We start from the raw sequence: 13936 nt of genomic DNA, 5'->3' as shown, positions 1-13936 counted from the left end.
CAACCGACAGACTGGGACATGAATACACCGCAAAACCGCTAAAGGTGGCCGTACATGTCTGTCAATAGTCGTCTGTCCAAGATTGAAGTGGGAGATTCTGTTGAGGTGGTTTTACACAGATATTCTGATAACTCTCAGCACTTTATTTCCTATCCAACGGACACGGATTACGACGGGACTGAAGATGGGATCCACATCGAGGTTCCTCAGGCTCTCACTGAAGATCTTATACAGATCGTCTCAAACAACCAGACTACACTACGAGGGGAGACAAAGATAACGGAAGCAAAAACCCAGGGATACCCTCTCGGCGAGTTATCATCTATCGATGAAGTGATCTGTAGGGAAAATATCGACAGTGCTGAAGACATTAACGGAGTGATTGAGACAGTGAAAAATAGCAGCCAGATCTCTACGACTGGGTTCATTAATATCAGCATCCCAATCAGCGCAGAAAATGACAGAAAAGCTGATAGCAGAAGGGAGAAATCTAAGCAAACACAGAAAAATAAAGAAAATAATGGATCAAACGGTAGTAAAAAAAGCCGGCCCCCGGAGAAGATTAGAGAGCCAGACCCTCCGCCAGATGTAGTTGGAAATGATAAAATGCAAGTCTATTATGTCGATTCCAGCAAAGCAGAATGCTACCATTCTTTCAAGAACTGCGAGGGATTAAAACACCGAAAAGGGATATTAAAGACGGTAGGGATGGACACGAGCAAGCCGAAACCCGAAGAAATCGCCGACCTACTAGAATGCCGCCGTTGTTTATGATACTCTTACAGCCTGAAACACTCTCTAAGTGCGCCTATCCGCTTTTCGGACGAAGATGAGCCAACAGACAGCAGTTGGACGCAATAATACGAGTGCCGTGCGCAAAGATAACTCAAATCGCGGCGGCCAAAATCGTTATAGACAAACGATCCAGATGTCGCTGCAAAAAGAAGCTGCCTTACTGTATGGATGCTCTATATTCAGCAAACGCTGGATAATGTATCTAAAAAGCGAGCGACCGGCGGATCGATATCTATTCCGCGGACACGGAGCGTCCGCTCGCTGGCGTCATGATGACACCACGGCGGCACCTTGCGGGTCTGTGCGCTATTCGTTGGGAACCACCGCGGTCCCCTCAGCGGGGCACCACTGGTGATCGTCCCACTGGAACCGCACGGGTCGCGCCTCTTTGATGAGTCGTCTCCTTCGATTCAGTCACCCAGTTCGCGGAGTTTCCGCTGTACCTGCGCGTAGACCTTCGGATGAAGGTTCATCCCCTCGTCCACGAGCTCGTACAGCACGTCAGTCGCCTCGCTGGCTGTCAACTCACCGTTCTTGGTACAATGAAGCAACAGCGTCGTCACCCACCAGCACTCGACGCCGTGGCTCCGGGCCACTTCGATCAGACCCTTGTCGTTGGCGATGAGAATTTCTTCGTCGTCCTCCGCCAGCAATATTACCGACGCGTCGGCCACCGCGATCCCTTCCAGTGACGCTACGTTATCGGCTGCGTCCGGCGGTTCGTGAACAGCTACGGTTTCAAGAAAGTCATCGAGCGCTGCGGTCCCACGTTTCCCTTCAGTGAGGACTTCGTCCTGTACCGGTTTCGTCGTCCGAACGTCCTCGAAGGCGGATCCGATGAGGTCCAAGTGGCCGACCCACGCGAGCGGGATCAGCGCGGACGAATCGACGACAACCATTAGATGCGGTCGAGGTCGCGTTCGAGATCAGCAGTCGTGTATCCGATGTCGATGCCTTCCTCGGCCGCAAGCGTCAGCATTTCGACGTAGGAAACGTCTGCGAGCTCGGCGGCGTTTCGGAGTGTGATGCGGTGGTCGCGAAGCTGCTCGAGCGCTCGTTCTTTGCGCCAGTCGGCAAGTCCCTGTTTGACGAGTCGCCGGAGTACTTCCGACCGGTCGGTACTCATCTCCTCCTCGAGTTCGGCGAGTGTCTCCTCGTCGTCTTCCGGGATACGCGTGGTGACCGTCTTCATCGTTACAATTTACTACGTTACGATACGCAATAGATGTAACGGAGAATCGTCTCTATAAGTTCCTTGCTGGGGAGTGCCCGTACTGGTCATTGATGAATTCTGTCTCCAACCGATGACGCTACGAATCAGTTCCAGGGGGAAACGTCGTGTCTGCCTCAGCGTCGACGAGCGCCACATTCAGCACACCAGTATTCGGTCAGTATCACTTGACCGGCCTGTCGATAGTTGTGAGATGTGACTTCCCACGCGCCGCAGGTCGAACACTCGCTGTCGACGTGATTTCTGAGATGAAACGCTTCGCTTGCGATCGCTGCGTGTTCGCAATTCGCCGCTGCTCGCTTCTGTTGAGCGGTTCCCGGCGGCGTTCCTCGTTCAGGCGTATAGGCTTCGTTGTCGTCGCAGGCGGTACAGAATGCGTCTGCCCACGTCGTCCAGACGATTCGTCCGTCGCTGTACTCGAGCCGGTAGATTGGGGTTCCGTCTCGTCGCCCTTCCGTGATTCGGACTACGTCACGATCTGTGGGATGCGGAATCCGGTCGAGATCTTCGATGGCAATATCTACTTCCATTGGAATCACGCTCGTGTCTCCCTATCGACGACGGTAGGTACAGTACGTTGGATGTCGATTACAGCGGCGCTATAGTGGTGAACACCGGTCTGTGAATGTATGCAATCGGTCATGGCTCACCATTATTGGCCATGGAAAGACATTCTACGCATCGTTGGGATGTCGCCATCGGTAGCGAAAGCCCGGCAGCGCAACGGCGCGTCGCGCCGTGCGCAGCCCGGACCGTGGAGGTGGTGGGCGGTGGTGGTGATGAGTACGCTTTCCCCCAGACAAATCCGTAAATGTCGATCCGCTACGCTACGTCTGCGTCCGGATCGCGCTTTCGAAAGTCAGTCGCACTGCTACAGGCTGGACACCGGAACCGCGTTTCGTCGATGCGCCACGGTGACTCCTCCGGCGTAAACGTCTGTCCGCAGAACCAGCACGTCGCGCTTTCTGCCAATTCGTCCGTCGATCGGTCGTGTCGTCGCGCCATGGGACCGCCGGTCGCTCCCAGGGCCATGATGGCACCGTCCTTGGGCAAACGCGCGAGCATCGCGAGCGCGGCACACCAGCAAGCGGTGTCCTTCATGGTCCTGGGAGGAGACCACGTGCTGGCGCGACGGACGACACCATGGGGATCATCGGACAGTATTCCATCGGATTGACCTGCTCATGAACGGGTGCTCTTCCACACAACCGCACACCGAGATTCTCCCGGGGTGGATCCTGTTACTCGGCCTGCGGCCTAGCATCTCGGCCCCGGTGGCCGCGAACTCACCTTTGGGCCGCCACCCCCACCATATATCGGTTGATTTTCCTGCTGTCTAGTGACCTAATTTGCTCCGAAATCGCAAGATTGCGATACCTGACACCTGCGATTGGGAATCGGTCTGGGGAACACACACTCGAGAGAAGGGTGTCTAGTGCTGCAGTCTAGCGATTCTGCAGATCGGGTCCGACCGTTTCAGGTTTGGTGTCTAGTGGGACTAGAGGAGGTGTCTAGGAGACATACGGTCCCGTAAGGTCGCGATTCCCGAATATCCAATTCCTATTCGCGGAACGCACCAAAGGGCTTGCCGCAAGCCTTTGCGGTCAACCAGGGAATCAACCGCGACGCACTCCATATCCACTTCCAGCCTGGACGGATTGATCAAGCAGCCTCGGCCTTAGCTGTCTTCAACGCTGTGCCTGTCAGGAACAGAACCCAGCGACAAAACAAAGACGTATCCAACTGATCGGCCGGCAGACCTATGCATTGACCCCTGCCAGTATGTATATGGCCCGCAGGCGTTTCTTCGCCGTCTTCCTCGTCGCGGTTCTACTGGCGTTGGCCGGCTGTAGTGGTACGACTACGGATGCTACGCCAGAGACCACGATTGATGCGACGACGCTTACTGACACCTCCACCGCGACGACCACTACTTCAACCACACCCATCGAGACACCGACTACCTCCCCAACGAGCCCTAATGGAACGTTGTCAGTCCACTATCTTAACGTCGGCCAGGGCTCGGCGACGCTCATCGTCGGACCGACCGGAGAAACGATGCTCGTCGATTCGGGCGATTGGCGTGACGACGGTGAGATCGTTCTTGACTATCTTCACCGGCATGATATCGACCGGATTGATTATCTTCTCACCTCACACGCTGACGCCGATCACATCGGAGGGCACGCGGCCGTAATCGAGTACTTCGAAACCGAAGGCGAAGGCGTCGGCGCGGTCTACGACCCCGGAATCACCTCAACTTCACAGACATACGACCGCTACCTCGACGCTATCGAGACCCACGACGTCACGCTCTACGAGACTCGCGCCGGCGATACGATTCCCTTTGAAGACGTCGACGCTCAGGTCCTCGCTCCACCGAAGGAATTCCTCGCGAACGGCGATCGGAACGAGAATAGTCTCGTCGTCCGTCTCGGCTTCGGGCAATCGAGCTTCCTGTTACCGGGCGACGGTGAGACTTCCAGCGAGGAGTACCTCCGATCTGAGTACAGTTCAGCGCTTAACGTAACCGTCCTCGCGACCGGCCATCACGGTAGCGCCTCTTCCACTGGCGAAGCCTTTCTCGACACCACGGCGCCACAGATCGCCGTTATCTCCAGCGCCTACGACTCACAGTACGGCCATCCCGACGAGGCTGTCCTCCAGCGCCTTGCCGACCGCTCGATTCCGACCTACTGGACTGGAGTCCACGGAACGATACGAGTGACGACTAACGGCACGGCGCTCACGATCTCCACCCAAAGCGAGGCTCCGACGGCGCCGCTGGCCCTTCGCGACGGGAGTGCGATCATTCCCGAGAGCGACGAACCTCTCCAAGTCCGGACGACTGTCGCGGTCACCGGCGCTATGGCGATCCCGGACGGTGGAACGCCGACCGCAACGGCGACGGCCACGGAAGCTACGACCGAGCTACCCACCGAAAGTGGGGAACTCGCGATCGCCGAGATTCACGAAGACGCGCAGGGAACCGAGCGGGAGAACCTCAACGACGAGTACGTCGTCTTCGAGAATACGGGGGGCGAAGCACTCGATCTCTCCGGCTGGACCGTCGAAGACGAGGCTGATCACACCTATACGTTCCCCGACGGGTTTTCGCTTGATCCCGGTGCTGAGGTGACGCTACACACAGGTTCGGGGTCCGATACTGCAACCGATCTGTACTGGAACTCTGAAAATCCGATTTGGAACAACGGCGGCGATACCGTTTTCGTCCACGACGACAGTGGTGAACTCGTCCTTGAGGAGGCGTACAACTAATGGTGGCCGATGGCACCTACACCGCAGTCGTCGATCGCTTCGAAGGCGAGCAGGCCGTGCTGTTGCTCGAAGCCGATGGCGAGACGGTCGACGAGATCGTCCTCGACGAGGATCGCCTGCCTGAGAACGGTCGCCATGTCGATGCGGTACTGACCATCGATCTTGTGGACGGCGAGATTCGTGACAGCACCTACGAGGAAGGCGACACTGAAAGACGATCTGAACACGCACAGCGCCGTTTCGACGCTCTCTCAGAGCGCCCGCCGGGTGAGGACGACTCGAGTTCGCCATGACACTTTGTCTGGGTAGCGTTATCTCTTGATGCGGTCACAGGCATACAAATTCGAGCACCCGCACTCGGGAAGCCCAGACTCGAGTTCGTCGGCTCCTAAACACCACTAGGTGCCGTCTGTCAAAGAGGTATTTCACTTTTCGGTTACATTACTTGATTGCCCACCGCTAGTCCCTCTATGCGCCGCCGTGACCTCCTCTCCGCGCTCGGAATCGGGATCGGGTCCGTTGTAGGTTGCTCGACGACACCCGAAAACAGCGCGACAACAGGGCCAACAGAGACGCTCACAGCTACTTTGACGCCCTCGCAGTGTACAGTTCCCCAGCCCCGCCGTGTCTCTATCGCGAACACCGGCACGATCGTCGACGATGCCGGCCTGGAAATCACGGCGACACTCCAGCGAGGCACAATCGATTCTGACGGGCCAGCCCTGTTGTCGGTCAGCGTCACGAATACCGGCGAGGGGCGGTACACGAACGTCGCTGACGCGCCGTACTGTCACCCGTTTAACCGAGAGCATGGTGGGAGTACGCCGGACGGGATCTGGCTCTACCGACGCGAAGAAATCCCGGAGATCGGCGAGACCTGCTGGCGAGCGGCAAACAATCTCGAGGATACACGAACGTTCGTCGATATTGGATGTAGCCGTCAGCAGTTCGACGCGGGGGACGCGATCACGACGACCTACCATGTCTGGGACGACTACGCGGTCGAGGGGTACGCCCCTACAGGGACCTACCGCTTCGAATCGTCGCTCAGTCTCTGGCCATCTGAGGAGTCCGAGGATATCCAGTCGGTCGACTGGTGGCTCGAGCTCTCAGTATCCGATCTAGCGGACTGATATCCGGTGCACTTCCGGCGGTAGTAGCGAAATCCCCGCGAGAGTGTACACCCCTTCCTTCAAATACCAAACCGTATCCATCTCACGTCAATGCCATCAACTGATGACTTGTACCCACAGGATTGGCTGTTGATTATTGCGGGCTTGGACGTGATCGCGGACGATATCACTTTTTGTGGACGCGAGCCCCCACGCGCCCAGCGCGCCAGACAGCTCGCCGACCGGCTCGCAGCTGAGCAAGGACTACACCGGGACGCGGTACATAATCAGATTGATCCGACTTGGAATGGGCCGGACGACGGCTCCCGTCCGTAAAGAGTTCGTCTACACCTTACGATGAGTCAAGGAGAAAGCCTCGCCCTTCAAGGCGGGGAGGATGTCAAGAATATACGTCGTTGAACTCACGTTCACGGCGCATGAGCTCTTCGACGCCGTGCTCGAGAATGCCACGGCCCATCGCTGTCGGCCGATAGTACGTGTAGAACCCCTGGCTGTCAGCAGTCCGTCGCTGACGCTTCTCAACGAGGCCGACGTCGACGAGTTCGTCCAAGTGGTAGTGGAAATTGTGGGATTCGACGTCGACCGCGTCTTTGAGATCGGCGGCACTCAGTTCGTCGTTGGCGACGAGCGTGCGTAGGATCCGAAACCGCGTCGAATGGCCGATTGCCTGTTGCATTGCGAGGTACTCTTCGAGCGTCAGTCCGCTGTCTTCCGGTAGCGGTGGCTCGGGCCGGCGAACGTCCCCAGTCGACTGACGATCGGTTTCGGACATCTGGAGCTTCCTCATTCGAATACTAGTCCACCACGTACTTAGTCTTTCTCGACTAGAATATTCTTGAAAACACGGGTATTTATATAGCTATACGTTGAAGCGGGACCTGAATGCGGCAGCGGATCATCGATAATCTCCCTCGCGCTGTGGATGACTCAGCCGCACTCGACCCGGTCCGACGAGAGCAGTTTCTCGTCTACGTGATGGGGCCGTACCGGACGTTCGACGTCGACGCTCTGTTGCCGGCGGACGCCGATGTCGAAACTGACGCGCCGTCGTTTGCGACGTGGGACAAGGAGAGTGGCGAGTACGCCGAAGACGAGGTCCTCCGTCTTCTCGAAGAAACACGAGACTGTCTCCGTGAACGCGGTTTCAACGCCTTCCTTGCGATTGATGTCGGGATCTCGCTCGACGAGATGGATGCAGCCACCCAGAGTATCGCCTTTGCGCGGGCAAGCAATGCGACGATCTTCATCGCCCCACAGGTCGGTAATAATCTCGGTGTCGGGATCGAGATCGGAAGCGTCCTCGAGGATCTCTTCTCGACTGCTGATATGGAGGGACCCGCCGCTGAGGCGACCCCACCCGAACGCACGCGACGAATCATGGTCGCGACGGAACCCTCAGTTCGGAGTGCGATGCTCGGTGCTGTCAATACACGCTGGGACGCCAGTGTTCGGACGTTCACTGACGCTGCAGACTGCTGTCGTCTTTGCGCACAGTTCTGTACTCATATTCAGAACGCGGAACTCTATGGATCACTCGAACGCCGGGATTGATCACAGATCGGATTGAGGGATATGTGGAGAAGAAACACGATGAGGGGAAAATCGATATAACCTGATGTTTCAATGTCCCTTCTCAATATCCGGCAGTTGACTTTTCAACTAGGGCTAAGACTACGCGAATATGACCCTTTCCGACGAGCGTCAAATCATTCGAGTCTGGGACGCTTTTGCGGACAGTGATTTCCAATATGCGAGCGATAGTGGTGACATCTACGAGCTCGGTGAGATGAACCAAGAGCGCGAAGATCGTCTCCCTGTTCGCCGAGAGATGTTACAAGATTTTCTAGACGGCAAAACTGATCTGACGACGTTTAAGCAGGAGATGGACAGCGAATGTAGTAGCCACAAGCTCTGGGGATTCAGTGGCTTTAGCGGTCAAATGTTCTTCAATATGCTTGTCTCTTCTGTCGACACTGAAGGCAAATCTGATCTCGCTGTTCTTCTTCGTAAAGTGCTCCCCGCGCCAGAAAGTGAGGAAAAGGCAGCTGATCGGATCCAACAGCTTAAGGTCCATGTTGAGGAGGTCAAATCTGGCGTCGAAGACGCCCGAAAGGCACCCAATTCAGGATTCATTCCGTACTTTCTCTCGTACTTCTGGCAGTTACAGGAACCGGATACGTACCCTATCTACTACAAGTCGATTCGCCGGGCGCTATCTGATCTTGCTATCTGGGATCCGAGCGACGATATAGCCGAGGGCTACCTCTATTTCTGGCGCCTGAACGAAGAGATTCGTGATGTGCTTGAGAACCACGCAGACCGAGAAATTAACCTGTGGACGATCGAACGAATGTTCCTTTTCTGGCTCAATCGAGATGAAATAGCAAGATCGGGCGAAAATACTGGTGATAATTCGACACCGAATGAAAAGCAGATTGGTACGACGGAACGTCAGTCGTTACCTGACAGCTATATTCCCCCGATTGTCTCTGTCTTACCCGACCTTGCACGGAATAGCGACGAGATGCAGGACATCGTCTCCGAAACGGGACAGGCGGTTGAGACGTTGTTCGAAGATCGGCTCGCGAAGTGCCTCCAGATGCTCGGATACACTGTAGAAGAACGGGGCCAGGGCAGCGGTCGCAATCCAGATGGGATCGCGAAGGCTCGCCGCTACAATTATGCAATCATCTACGATGCGAAGGCCCGTCAAAAGGGATATCGGTTCTCAACAGGCGATGAACGCCAATTCCGTGACTATATCGACACTGAGGTGGGCCATTTACAGGATCAGGGTTTCCGAAACGTCTATTTCGCCGTCTTCTCAAGCTCGTTTGACGCTGATCGACCGGACCCAGTTCGAAGACTAAAAATAGAGACTGATATACAGGAAGTTCGTCTGGTCGTAGCTGAGGCACTTCTGGAACTGTTGGAGACCCGGCTTAGAGAGCCGGACTTTACATTAGGGCCGAGTGGAGCCGAGGGTCCGGGAGTGCAGGATTTCTTCGCTGAAAGTGGGACGTTGACTGCAGCCGAAGTACAAGAACAAATCGGTCGGTAAACGGGGGACACAAATCAAATTCTGAGAAACAGCTCAAGCACGCATATGGCACATACGAAGATCGACAAGCAGGTGGCCGTGTGAAAGACACTAGGTTTCCTCGTAAATAAACCTCTATCTATCGTTTTACTCGTCCATCATCAGATTTCGAAGATTCTGTTGCGTATTCGATTCTTCGTTGAACTCAAATTCAGTAGCTGACGCAATCCTTCGCATGGCTTCTCTCGCGTATCTATCACGAAGGGTGAATTCCGCTATTGAATGGCTGTCCTCACTTGGCTGTTTTCTGAAGATCCGTCCGCTACCATCTTCGAACTGTATCACGTAGAAGTGACAACCTCTTTCATCAACGAACTCTTTGAAGGACTTCAAATCACCTTCAAACATATCGGCATCGCTTGTCATACCGAAAAGCACTGCTTCTTCTATCTTATAATTTAGTGTAGATTTGAAGTCACATTATCGAAAGAGCGTTTGGACAAACAAGGAAGACACTCTAGAAACCGTAACTACCGGTCGAACGGAACGAAACGTCTCGCCCTGTCAAACGGGAACTGATCCTTATCTTGTTCCTCTTGGTTCGGTTCCTGCTCAAACGTGTGTTCTTCGAGAGCATCTTCCAGTCGATTGCGTTCAGAGCGTACCCGAGCAAGTTCTGACTGAAGCCGCTCAATCTCAGATTCTAGGTCGCCGATTCGTTCCGATTTCTCTTCCAAATCAGATTCGAGACGCTCAACTTTCGCCGACAGAAGTCGATTCTTTTCGCGAAGATGGACTTGATCTAGGTCGCTTGTTGCCTCTGAAACCTCGGTTGGTTCAGCCCCAGTCTCAGATTGCTCATCATTAGTACCTTCTTCAGGTGTGACTGGCTTCCGGCCATGTTTCAGACCAATCGAGTCGATCGCTGCCAGCGTCTCGTTGTAGGTTTCGTAGCCGGGAAATCCCTCGTAGGTCCCATCCTTACCCTCACGATCGACGAACGCGTCTTCAGGACAGATCTCGAGGGCAACGGCCGCTTTTCGAACGGCCCAGAAAGGCATCTGGTCATAGGTTCCGCCGTCGACACGGTCTGCCCCAGCCTCTGGAACCCATACCGGAATGTCGTACCCGGCACTCCGCAGTTCGTCGACGGCGGCCCAGTAGTCCTCGCCATCGAGGTCGGCATCGGCGTCTGAGAGAATCCCCGTTGCGAGGGCCATCAGTTTGGCCGGCCCGCCGCCGGCGTTCACCTTCGAATCGCCGAAGGTGTTGGCCTGCTCGTCGACGAAACAGGATTGGCCGCTCTCGCTGTGGCGCCAGCACGGGTCGAACTGAGGCCGCGGCTGGTTCGGATCCGTATCGTAGGCATCGCTCGCGTAGTGGCGAGCGATCTCAGTGATGTCGACGTTCTCGACGGCCTCGTAGACGTCTTCTTTGAACGGCGTAATGGAATTGCCTTCGAAGGCACCCCCGAGCTCCGCCAGTCGCTCTTCGCGTCGCTGGAGCGCTGCTTCACGCTGCCGCTGTCGTTCCCGTTCTCGTTCACGCTCCGCTTCAATCCATGCCTCCAGCGTGGCCAGCCACCCGTCGTGGTCTTCGTACAGATCCGGCCAGAGCGTCGCGACCAGTGAGTCGACGCAGTCCGTATGCTCGACCCGCGTGAGGTCGTCGGCCCAGCTGACCGCTTGCTCGACGAGTGCGTCGTCGACGCCCTCGAACGGACAGGGATCATAGCGGACATCGTCGGTTGCGATAGGCGTGACGACGGCATCATGGTCGGCGTGAACTGACAGCGGCGGCTTGTACTGGCGGTTCTTGTTGTTCACCCAGTCGGGTTGGATGACGTCGCCGGCACCGTCGACGTGCTGGTTCACGCGGTCCTCTGCCTCCTGAAGCCACGCGTTCGAGCGGTCGAGGAACTCGTCAAATACCCGTTCGAGCGCATCTGGATCGTCGTCGAAGTGATCCACGATCGGGAGCGTGGCCTCCGGGGCTCCGAAGACGTACGCGCCTCCGACGGAGTCCAGCGCATACACCGCGTCTCGCATCCCATAGAGCGTTGCATACTCGTCGATGTAGGCGTTGAGCGTTCGCTCGACGAGCTCACGCGTCTCGGTATCGAGGTCCCCGCGTTGCGGTTTGATATCGTCGGCAAGGTCGATATCCCCCCAGGCAGGAACCGCCCGGAGGTCGGCATACCCGGGGGTCGGGGGTCCGCCCTGCCAGATGGTCGTCCCTTCGGATTCGTCGTAGTGACAGGGTTCCCACCGCTGGAAGGCGGTCGGTGTCTTGTATGTAGTGACTGCATAGAGCGTTCGCTCAAGTCGGTCGTGGATCTCGTCGTAGTCACGATCGAGGCGGACAACCCGTCCACGCTGGGGAAATCCGGACTTGATCGCCTCGACGTCGTCGTGATCGCGTTTGATGTACCACCCGACGAAGTCGTTCAGGCCGATCGTCGGGTAGTCACTGACAGTCGCTAGCGCCTTGTAGACGGGTTTGGCGCGACGATAGTGTTCGTGAATGGCTGACTTGCTGAGTGTCATCTGGTACGCTCCTGCACCTCCTGACCGGGAGCAAAACGACTACTCGCTAGCAAGGCTTGATCCCTCCTGATCGCCGGCATCGCGCAGATCGATACCGACGTAGCATCGCTGGGTTTTCCCATCCAACCATTTCTTGTCACGCTCGAATTCGACGTGTTCACGGAGTGCCTGCGTAAATCGGGATTTCGGTTTCACGTCGTAGCCAGTGGACTCAACGTACTGCTCGTACGCCTCATAGACGTCACCGACTGGGACCACTTCGTCATCGGATGCGGAGATCCAATCCTGGGTGAATGGACTGATTCCGAACGGATCGTCTTCTTCATCCTCCTGAACAACGTCTCCCTCGTCTGGAGATTCGACCGGTTCTATCCCTGCTGGGTGGAGGTCCCCCTCTTCGATCGCCTCAATCAGGGCGGTGAGGTCTTTGATCGTGTCCGAAGCCGGCACGTAGAACTGGAGATTTGAACGTTCTTCGTCGTCGGTGATGATGCTGATTGCGTACGAGCTGTCCGAATAATCCGGGAGGGACAGATCGGTGCTTGGCACGAATGGGCGTTTGACAGGTACCCAGTCCGCTTCGAAGGTCTCGCGTGATTCGTAGGTCTTTGGGAGTTCACCAGGTCTGAATACGGTGTACGTCCCACTTGCGGCATCGTAACTGTACGTCGCTGGGAGCTGTTCTTTGGACACTGATTCGAAAGAGTCGACCCGCGCATGGGACCGTCCACTACTGTCCTCGAGTACGAAGCTCTCATCTCGCTTGACCCAACGGGTGTGACGACTGTCGTCAGTTGCTGGACGAGCTGCTGTCACCCCATCCGGAGTATGTGCTCCACCGTTGAATGTGACGTTGTAATCCATCGTATACAGACGCGTCTCCCCGGAGGTCAGCTGGTTGTACGGCTCTCGGAGAATTTTCGCGAGTCGAATAGCAATATCGGAAGCGGGTTGATCGTCGTGCTCTGTGACGACGAACAGCGGAACCCGTTCTTGCTCCTGAGCTTTCCGAAGATTCGTGAGGACTTTGGCCGGGCGAACGTGGGTGGTGGTTTCGACCTCCACCTGGAGGTCCCAGTCGAGTTCTGAATGTGTCGCGATAGCGTCGGGGCGGGCCTCCCCGTTCTGATCGAGGATCTCTACGGAGAACCCCACCGCTGCGAGCGACCGCTCGACCGTTTCGAGGGCTGAATCGTGGTGTTCGCCCCCACCGGTCGGTGACGTCGACGTGTCGGCCTTGGCTGCCTGCTCACCCTCGTCTGTGAGTCGACACTGCACCGACGATGTCCCGTCCGGAAGGTCCACCTCGATAAGCGAGGACGCTTCCCGCACGTCCAGAAGCGTCTCATACCCCTGCGTCTCGATGGTGCCTTCCTCGATGCGCGAGAGCAGTTCCTTGTCGACATCCTCGACGGATACCCAGCCGTTCGTCTCGCGAACGTCCTTCGACCACTGGACGGCGCGAATCGCACGGGCCATCGCGACCTCCAACGGTAGGTCGTCAGCGTTCTCCAGAGCGACGTCAGTCGCAGCGTCACGGCTTTCCACAGTCGTCCCGCCGGCCACCCCGTACTCCTCACGGGTATGTTCGTGGACGGCCTCCAAAGCGTCTTGGAACCGCTCTTCCTGCGCTCCGGTCAGTGGCTGCTCGCTATCGGAATGACCGGGCGGAATCGGGAGGGGCTCGATACTGAACGGGTCGGGGCCGGTTTCGCCGAACTCCGGACTCGGGAGCTGAGCGATCCACTCGCCACGCGGGAGCGAACTGATCCGATTCTTGAACTCGACGGGATCCATCGCCTCGTGTGAAAGTGCTTCGGCGATGTCGGCGTCGACAGCGATCTTCCCGACTAGCGGGCTGCCGATGTTGTTCAGGACGTTCAGGTAGACCTCGCGGTTGCCGGCCTCCTTC

The 13936-nt window shown here is 56.6% G+C and carries 14 protein-coding genes; 6 read left to right on the top strand and 8 right to left on the bottom strand.

All coding sequences use genetic code 11. The features are described from left to right. Nucleotides 1–54 precede the first annotated feature (54 nt). Complete coding sequence (locus E3374_RS10865; RefSeq protein WP_136689110.1) at nt 55–774, top strand: hypothetical protein; 720 nt, start codon at nt 55–57, stop codon at nt 772–774. A gap of 431 nt (nt 775–1205) precedes the next feature. Here the strand turns inward: E3374_RS10865 and E3374_RS10860 are convergent, their stop codons facing one another. The 4 genes from E3374_RS10860 to E3374_RS10845 all read right to left on the bottom strand — a co-directional run bounded on the left by E3374_RS10860 (nt 1206) and on the right by E3374_RS10845 (nt 3127). Then, nucleotides 1206–1694, bottom strand: coding sequence for a hypothetical protein (locus E3374_RS10860; RefSeq protein ID WP_136689109.1), 489 nt, complete (start codon nt 1692–1694; stop codon nt 1206–1208). Continuing rightward, entirely contained in the window at nt 1694–1987 is a 294-nt protein-coding gene (locus E3374_RS10855; RefSeq protein ID WP_136689108.1) for a UPF0175 family protein, read from the bottom strand. Before E3374_RS10855 ends, E3374_RS10860 begins: the two co-directional genes overlap by 1 nt. Nucleotides 1988–2142: 155 nt before the next feature. Beyond that, complete coding sequence (locus tag E3374_RS10850; RefSeq protein ID WP_136689107.1) at nt 2143–2556, bottom strand: hypothetical protein; 414 nt, start codon at nt 2554–2556, stop codon at nt 2143–2145. Between the two features lie 292 nt (nt 2557–2848). Then, the gene (locus E3374_RS10845) at nt 2849–3127 is read right to left on the bottom strand and encodes a hypothetical protein (protein ID WP_136689106.1); all 279 of its coding nucleotides are present in this window, start codon (nt 3125–3127) and stop codon (nt 2849–2851) included. 687 nt (nt 3128–3814) lie between these two features. Here E3374_RS10845 and E3374_RS10840 point away from each other — a divergent pair. The 3 genes from E3374_RS10840 (at nt 3815) to E3374_RS10830 (ending at nt 6438) form a co-directional block, all read left to right on the top strand. Then, nucleotides 3815–5305 (top strand): lamin tail domain-containing protein, encoded by a 1491-nt coding sequence (locus tag E3374_RS10840; protein WP_136689105.1) that lies wholly within the window; start codon nt 3815–3817, stop codon nt 5303–5305. Then, complete coding sequence (locus E3374_RS10835) at nt 5305–5598, top strand: DUF3006 domain-containing protein (RefSeq protein WP_136689104.1); 294 nt, start codon at nt 5305–5307, stop codon at nt 5596–5598. The genes E3374_RS10840 and E3374_RS10835 overlap by 1 nt, the downstream gene beginning before the upstream one ends. Nucleotides 5599–5775: 177 nt before the next feature. Continuing rightward, nucleotides 5776–6438, top strand: a complete 663-nt coding sequence (locus tag E3374_RS10830) for a hypothetical protein (RefSeq protein WP_136689103.1) — start codon at nt 5776–5778, stop codon at nt 6436–6438. A 379-nt stretch (nt 6439–6817) separates the two neighbouring features. Here E3374_RS10830 and E3374_RS10820 read toward each other — a convergent pair whose 3' ends face one another. Continuing rightward, nucleotides 6818–7210, bottom strand: coding sequence for a winged helix-turn-helix domain-containing protein (locus E3374_RS10820; RefSeq protein WP_136689101.1), 393 nt, complete (start codon nt 7208–7210; stop codon nt 6818–6820). Nucleotides 7211–7320: 110 nt separating this feature from the next. Between E3374_RS10820 and E3374_RS10815 the strand changes: the two genes are divergently transcribed. Both E3374_RS10815 and E3374_RS10810 read left to right on the top strand, forming a co-directional pair. After that, a complete protein-coding gene (locus tag E3374_RS10815) occupies nt 7321–7989 on the top strand; it encodes a DUF7509 family protein (protein WP_136689100.1) in 669 nt (222 codons plus the stop codon). Nucleotides 7990–8119: 130 nt separating this feature from the next. Further along, nucleotides 8120–9499, top strand: coding sequence for a hypothetical protein (locus E3374_RS10810; protein ID WP_136689099.1), 1380 nt, complete (start codon nt 8120–8122; stop codon nt 9497–9499). A 126-nt stretch (nt 9500–9625) separates the two neighbouring features. On the opposite strand, the gene E3374_RS10805 is transcribed toward E3374_RS10810, so the two are convergent. From E3374_RS10805 to E3374_RS10795, 3 genes are all read right to left on the bottom strand, one after another. Further along, complete coding sequence (locus E3374_RS10805) at nt 9626–9904, bottom strand: hypothetical protein (protein WP_136689098.1); 279 nt, start codon at nt 9902–9904, stop codon at nt 9626–9628. Between the two features lie 104 nt (nt 9905–10008). Then, on the bottom strand, nt 10009–12024 hold the full coding sequence (locus tag E3374_RS10800) for a hypothetical protein (RefSeq protein WP_136689097.1): 2016 nt from the start codon (nt 12022–12024) through the stop codon (nt 10009–10011). Between the two features lie 39 nt (nt 12025–12063). Beyond that, nucleotides 12064–13936, bottom strand: a 1873-nt coding sequence (locus tag E3374_RS10795) for a primase-like DNA-binding domain-containing protein (RefSeq protein ID WP_248299457.1), incomplete at its 5' end; no start/stop codon positions are given.

It is taken from the genome of Halorhabdus amylolytica, from assembly GCF_004944975.1.
Taxonomy (GTDB): Archaea; Halobacteriota; Halobacteria; order Halobacteriales; family Haloarculaceae; genus Halorhabdus; species Halorhabdus amylolytica.
The sequence above is the reverse complement of the archived record's forward strand: the minus strand, read 5'-3'. Positions and strand labels throughout refer to the sequence as shown.

Bases quoted from the DNA above. Each gene is read 5' to 3' on its own strand.
- E3374_RS10865 (WP_136689110.1), top strand. From the start codon at position 55: ATGTCTGTCAATAGTCGTCTGTCCAAGATTGAAGTGGGAGATTCTGTT.
- E3374_RS10860 (WP_136689109.1), bottom strand. From the start codon at position 1,694: ATGGTTGTCGTCGATTCGTCCGCGCTGATCCCGCTCGCGTGGGTCGGC.
- E3374_RS10855 (WP_136689108.1), bottom strand. From the start codon at position 1,987: ATGAAGACGGTCACCACGCGTATCCCGGAAGACGACGAGGAGACACTC.
- E3374_RS10850 (WP_136689107.1), bottom strand. From the start codon at position 2,556: ATGGAAGTAGATATTGCCATCGAAGATCTCGACCGGATTCCGCATCCC.
- E3374_RS10845 (WP_136689106.1), bottom strand. From the start codon at position 3,127: ATGAAGGACACCGCTTGCTGGTGTGCCGCGCTCGCGATGCTCGCGCGT.
- E3374_RS10840 (WP_136689105.1), top strand. From the start codon at position 3,815: ATGGCCCGCAGGCGTTTCTTCGCCGTCTTCCTCGTCGCGGTTCTACTG.
- E3374_RS10835 (WP_136689104.1), top strand. From the start codon at position 5,305: ATGGTGGCCGATGGCACCTACACCGCAGTCGTCGATCGCTTCGAAGGC.
- E3374_RS10830 (WP_136689103.1), top strand. From the start codon at position 5,776: ATGCGCCGCCGTGACCTCCTCTCCGCGCTCGGAATCGGGATCGGGTCC.
- E3374_RS10820 (WP_136689101.1), bottom strand. From the start codon at position 7,210: ATGTCCGAAACCGATCGTCAGTCGACTGGGGACGTTCGCCGGCCCGAG.
- E3374_RS10815 (WP_136689100.1), top strand. From the start codon at position 7,321: ATGCGGCAGCGGATCATCGATAATCTCCCTCGCGCTGTGGATGACTCA.
- E3374_RS10810 (WP_136689099.1), top strand. From the start codon at position 8,120: ATGACCCTTTCCGACGAGCGTCAAATCATTCGAGTCTGGGACGCTTTT.
- E3374_RS10805 (WP_136689098.1), bottom strand. From the start codon at position 9,904: ATGACAAGCGATGCCGATATGTTTGAAGGTGATTTGAAGTCCTTCAAA.
- E3374_RS10800 (WP_136689097.1), bottom strand. From the start codon at position 12,024: ATGACACTCAGCAAGTCAGCCATTCACGAACACTATCGTCGCGCCAAA.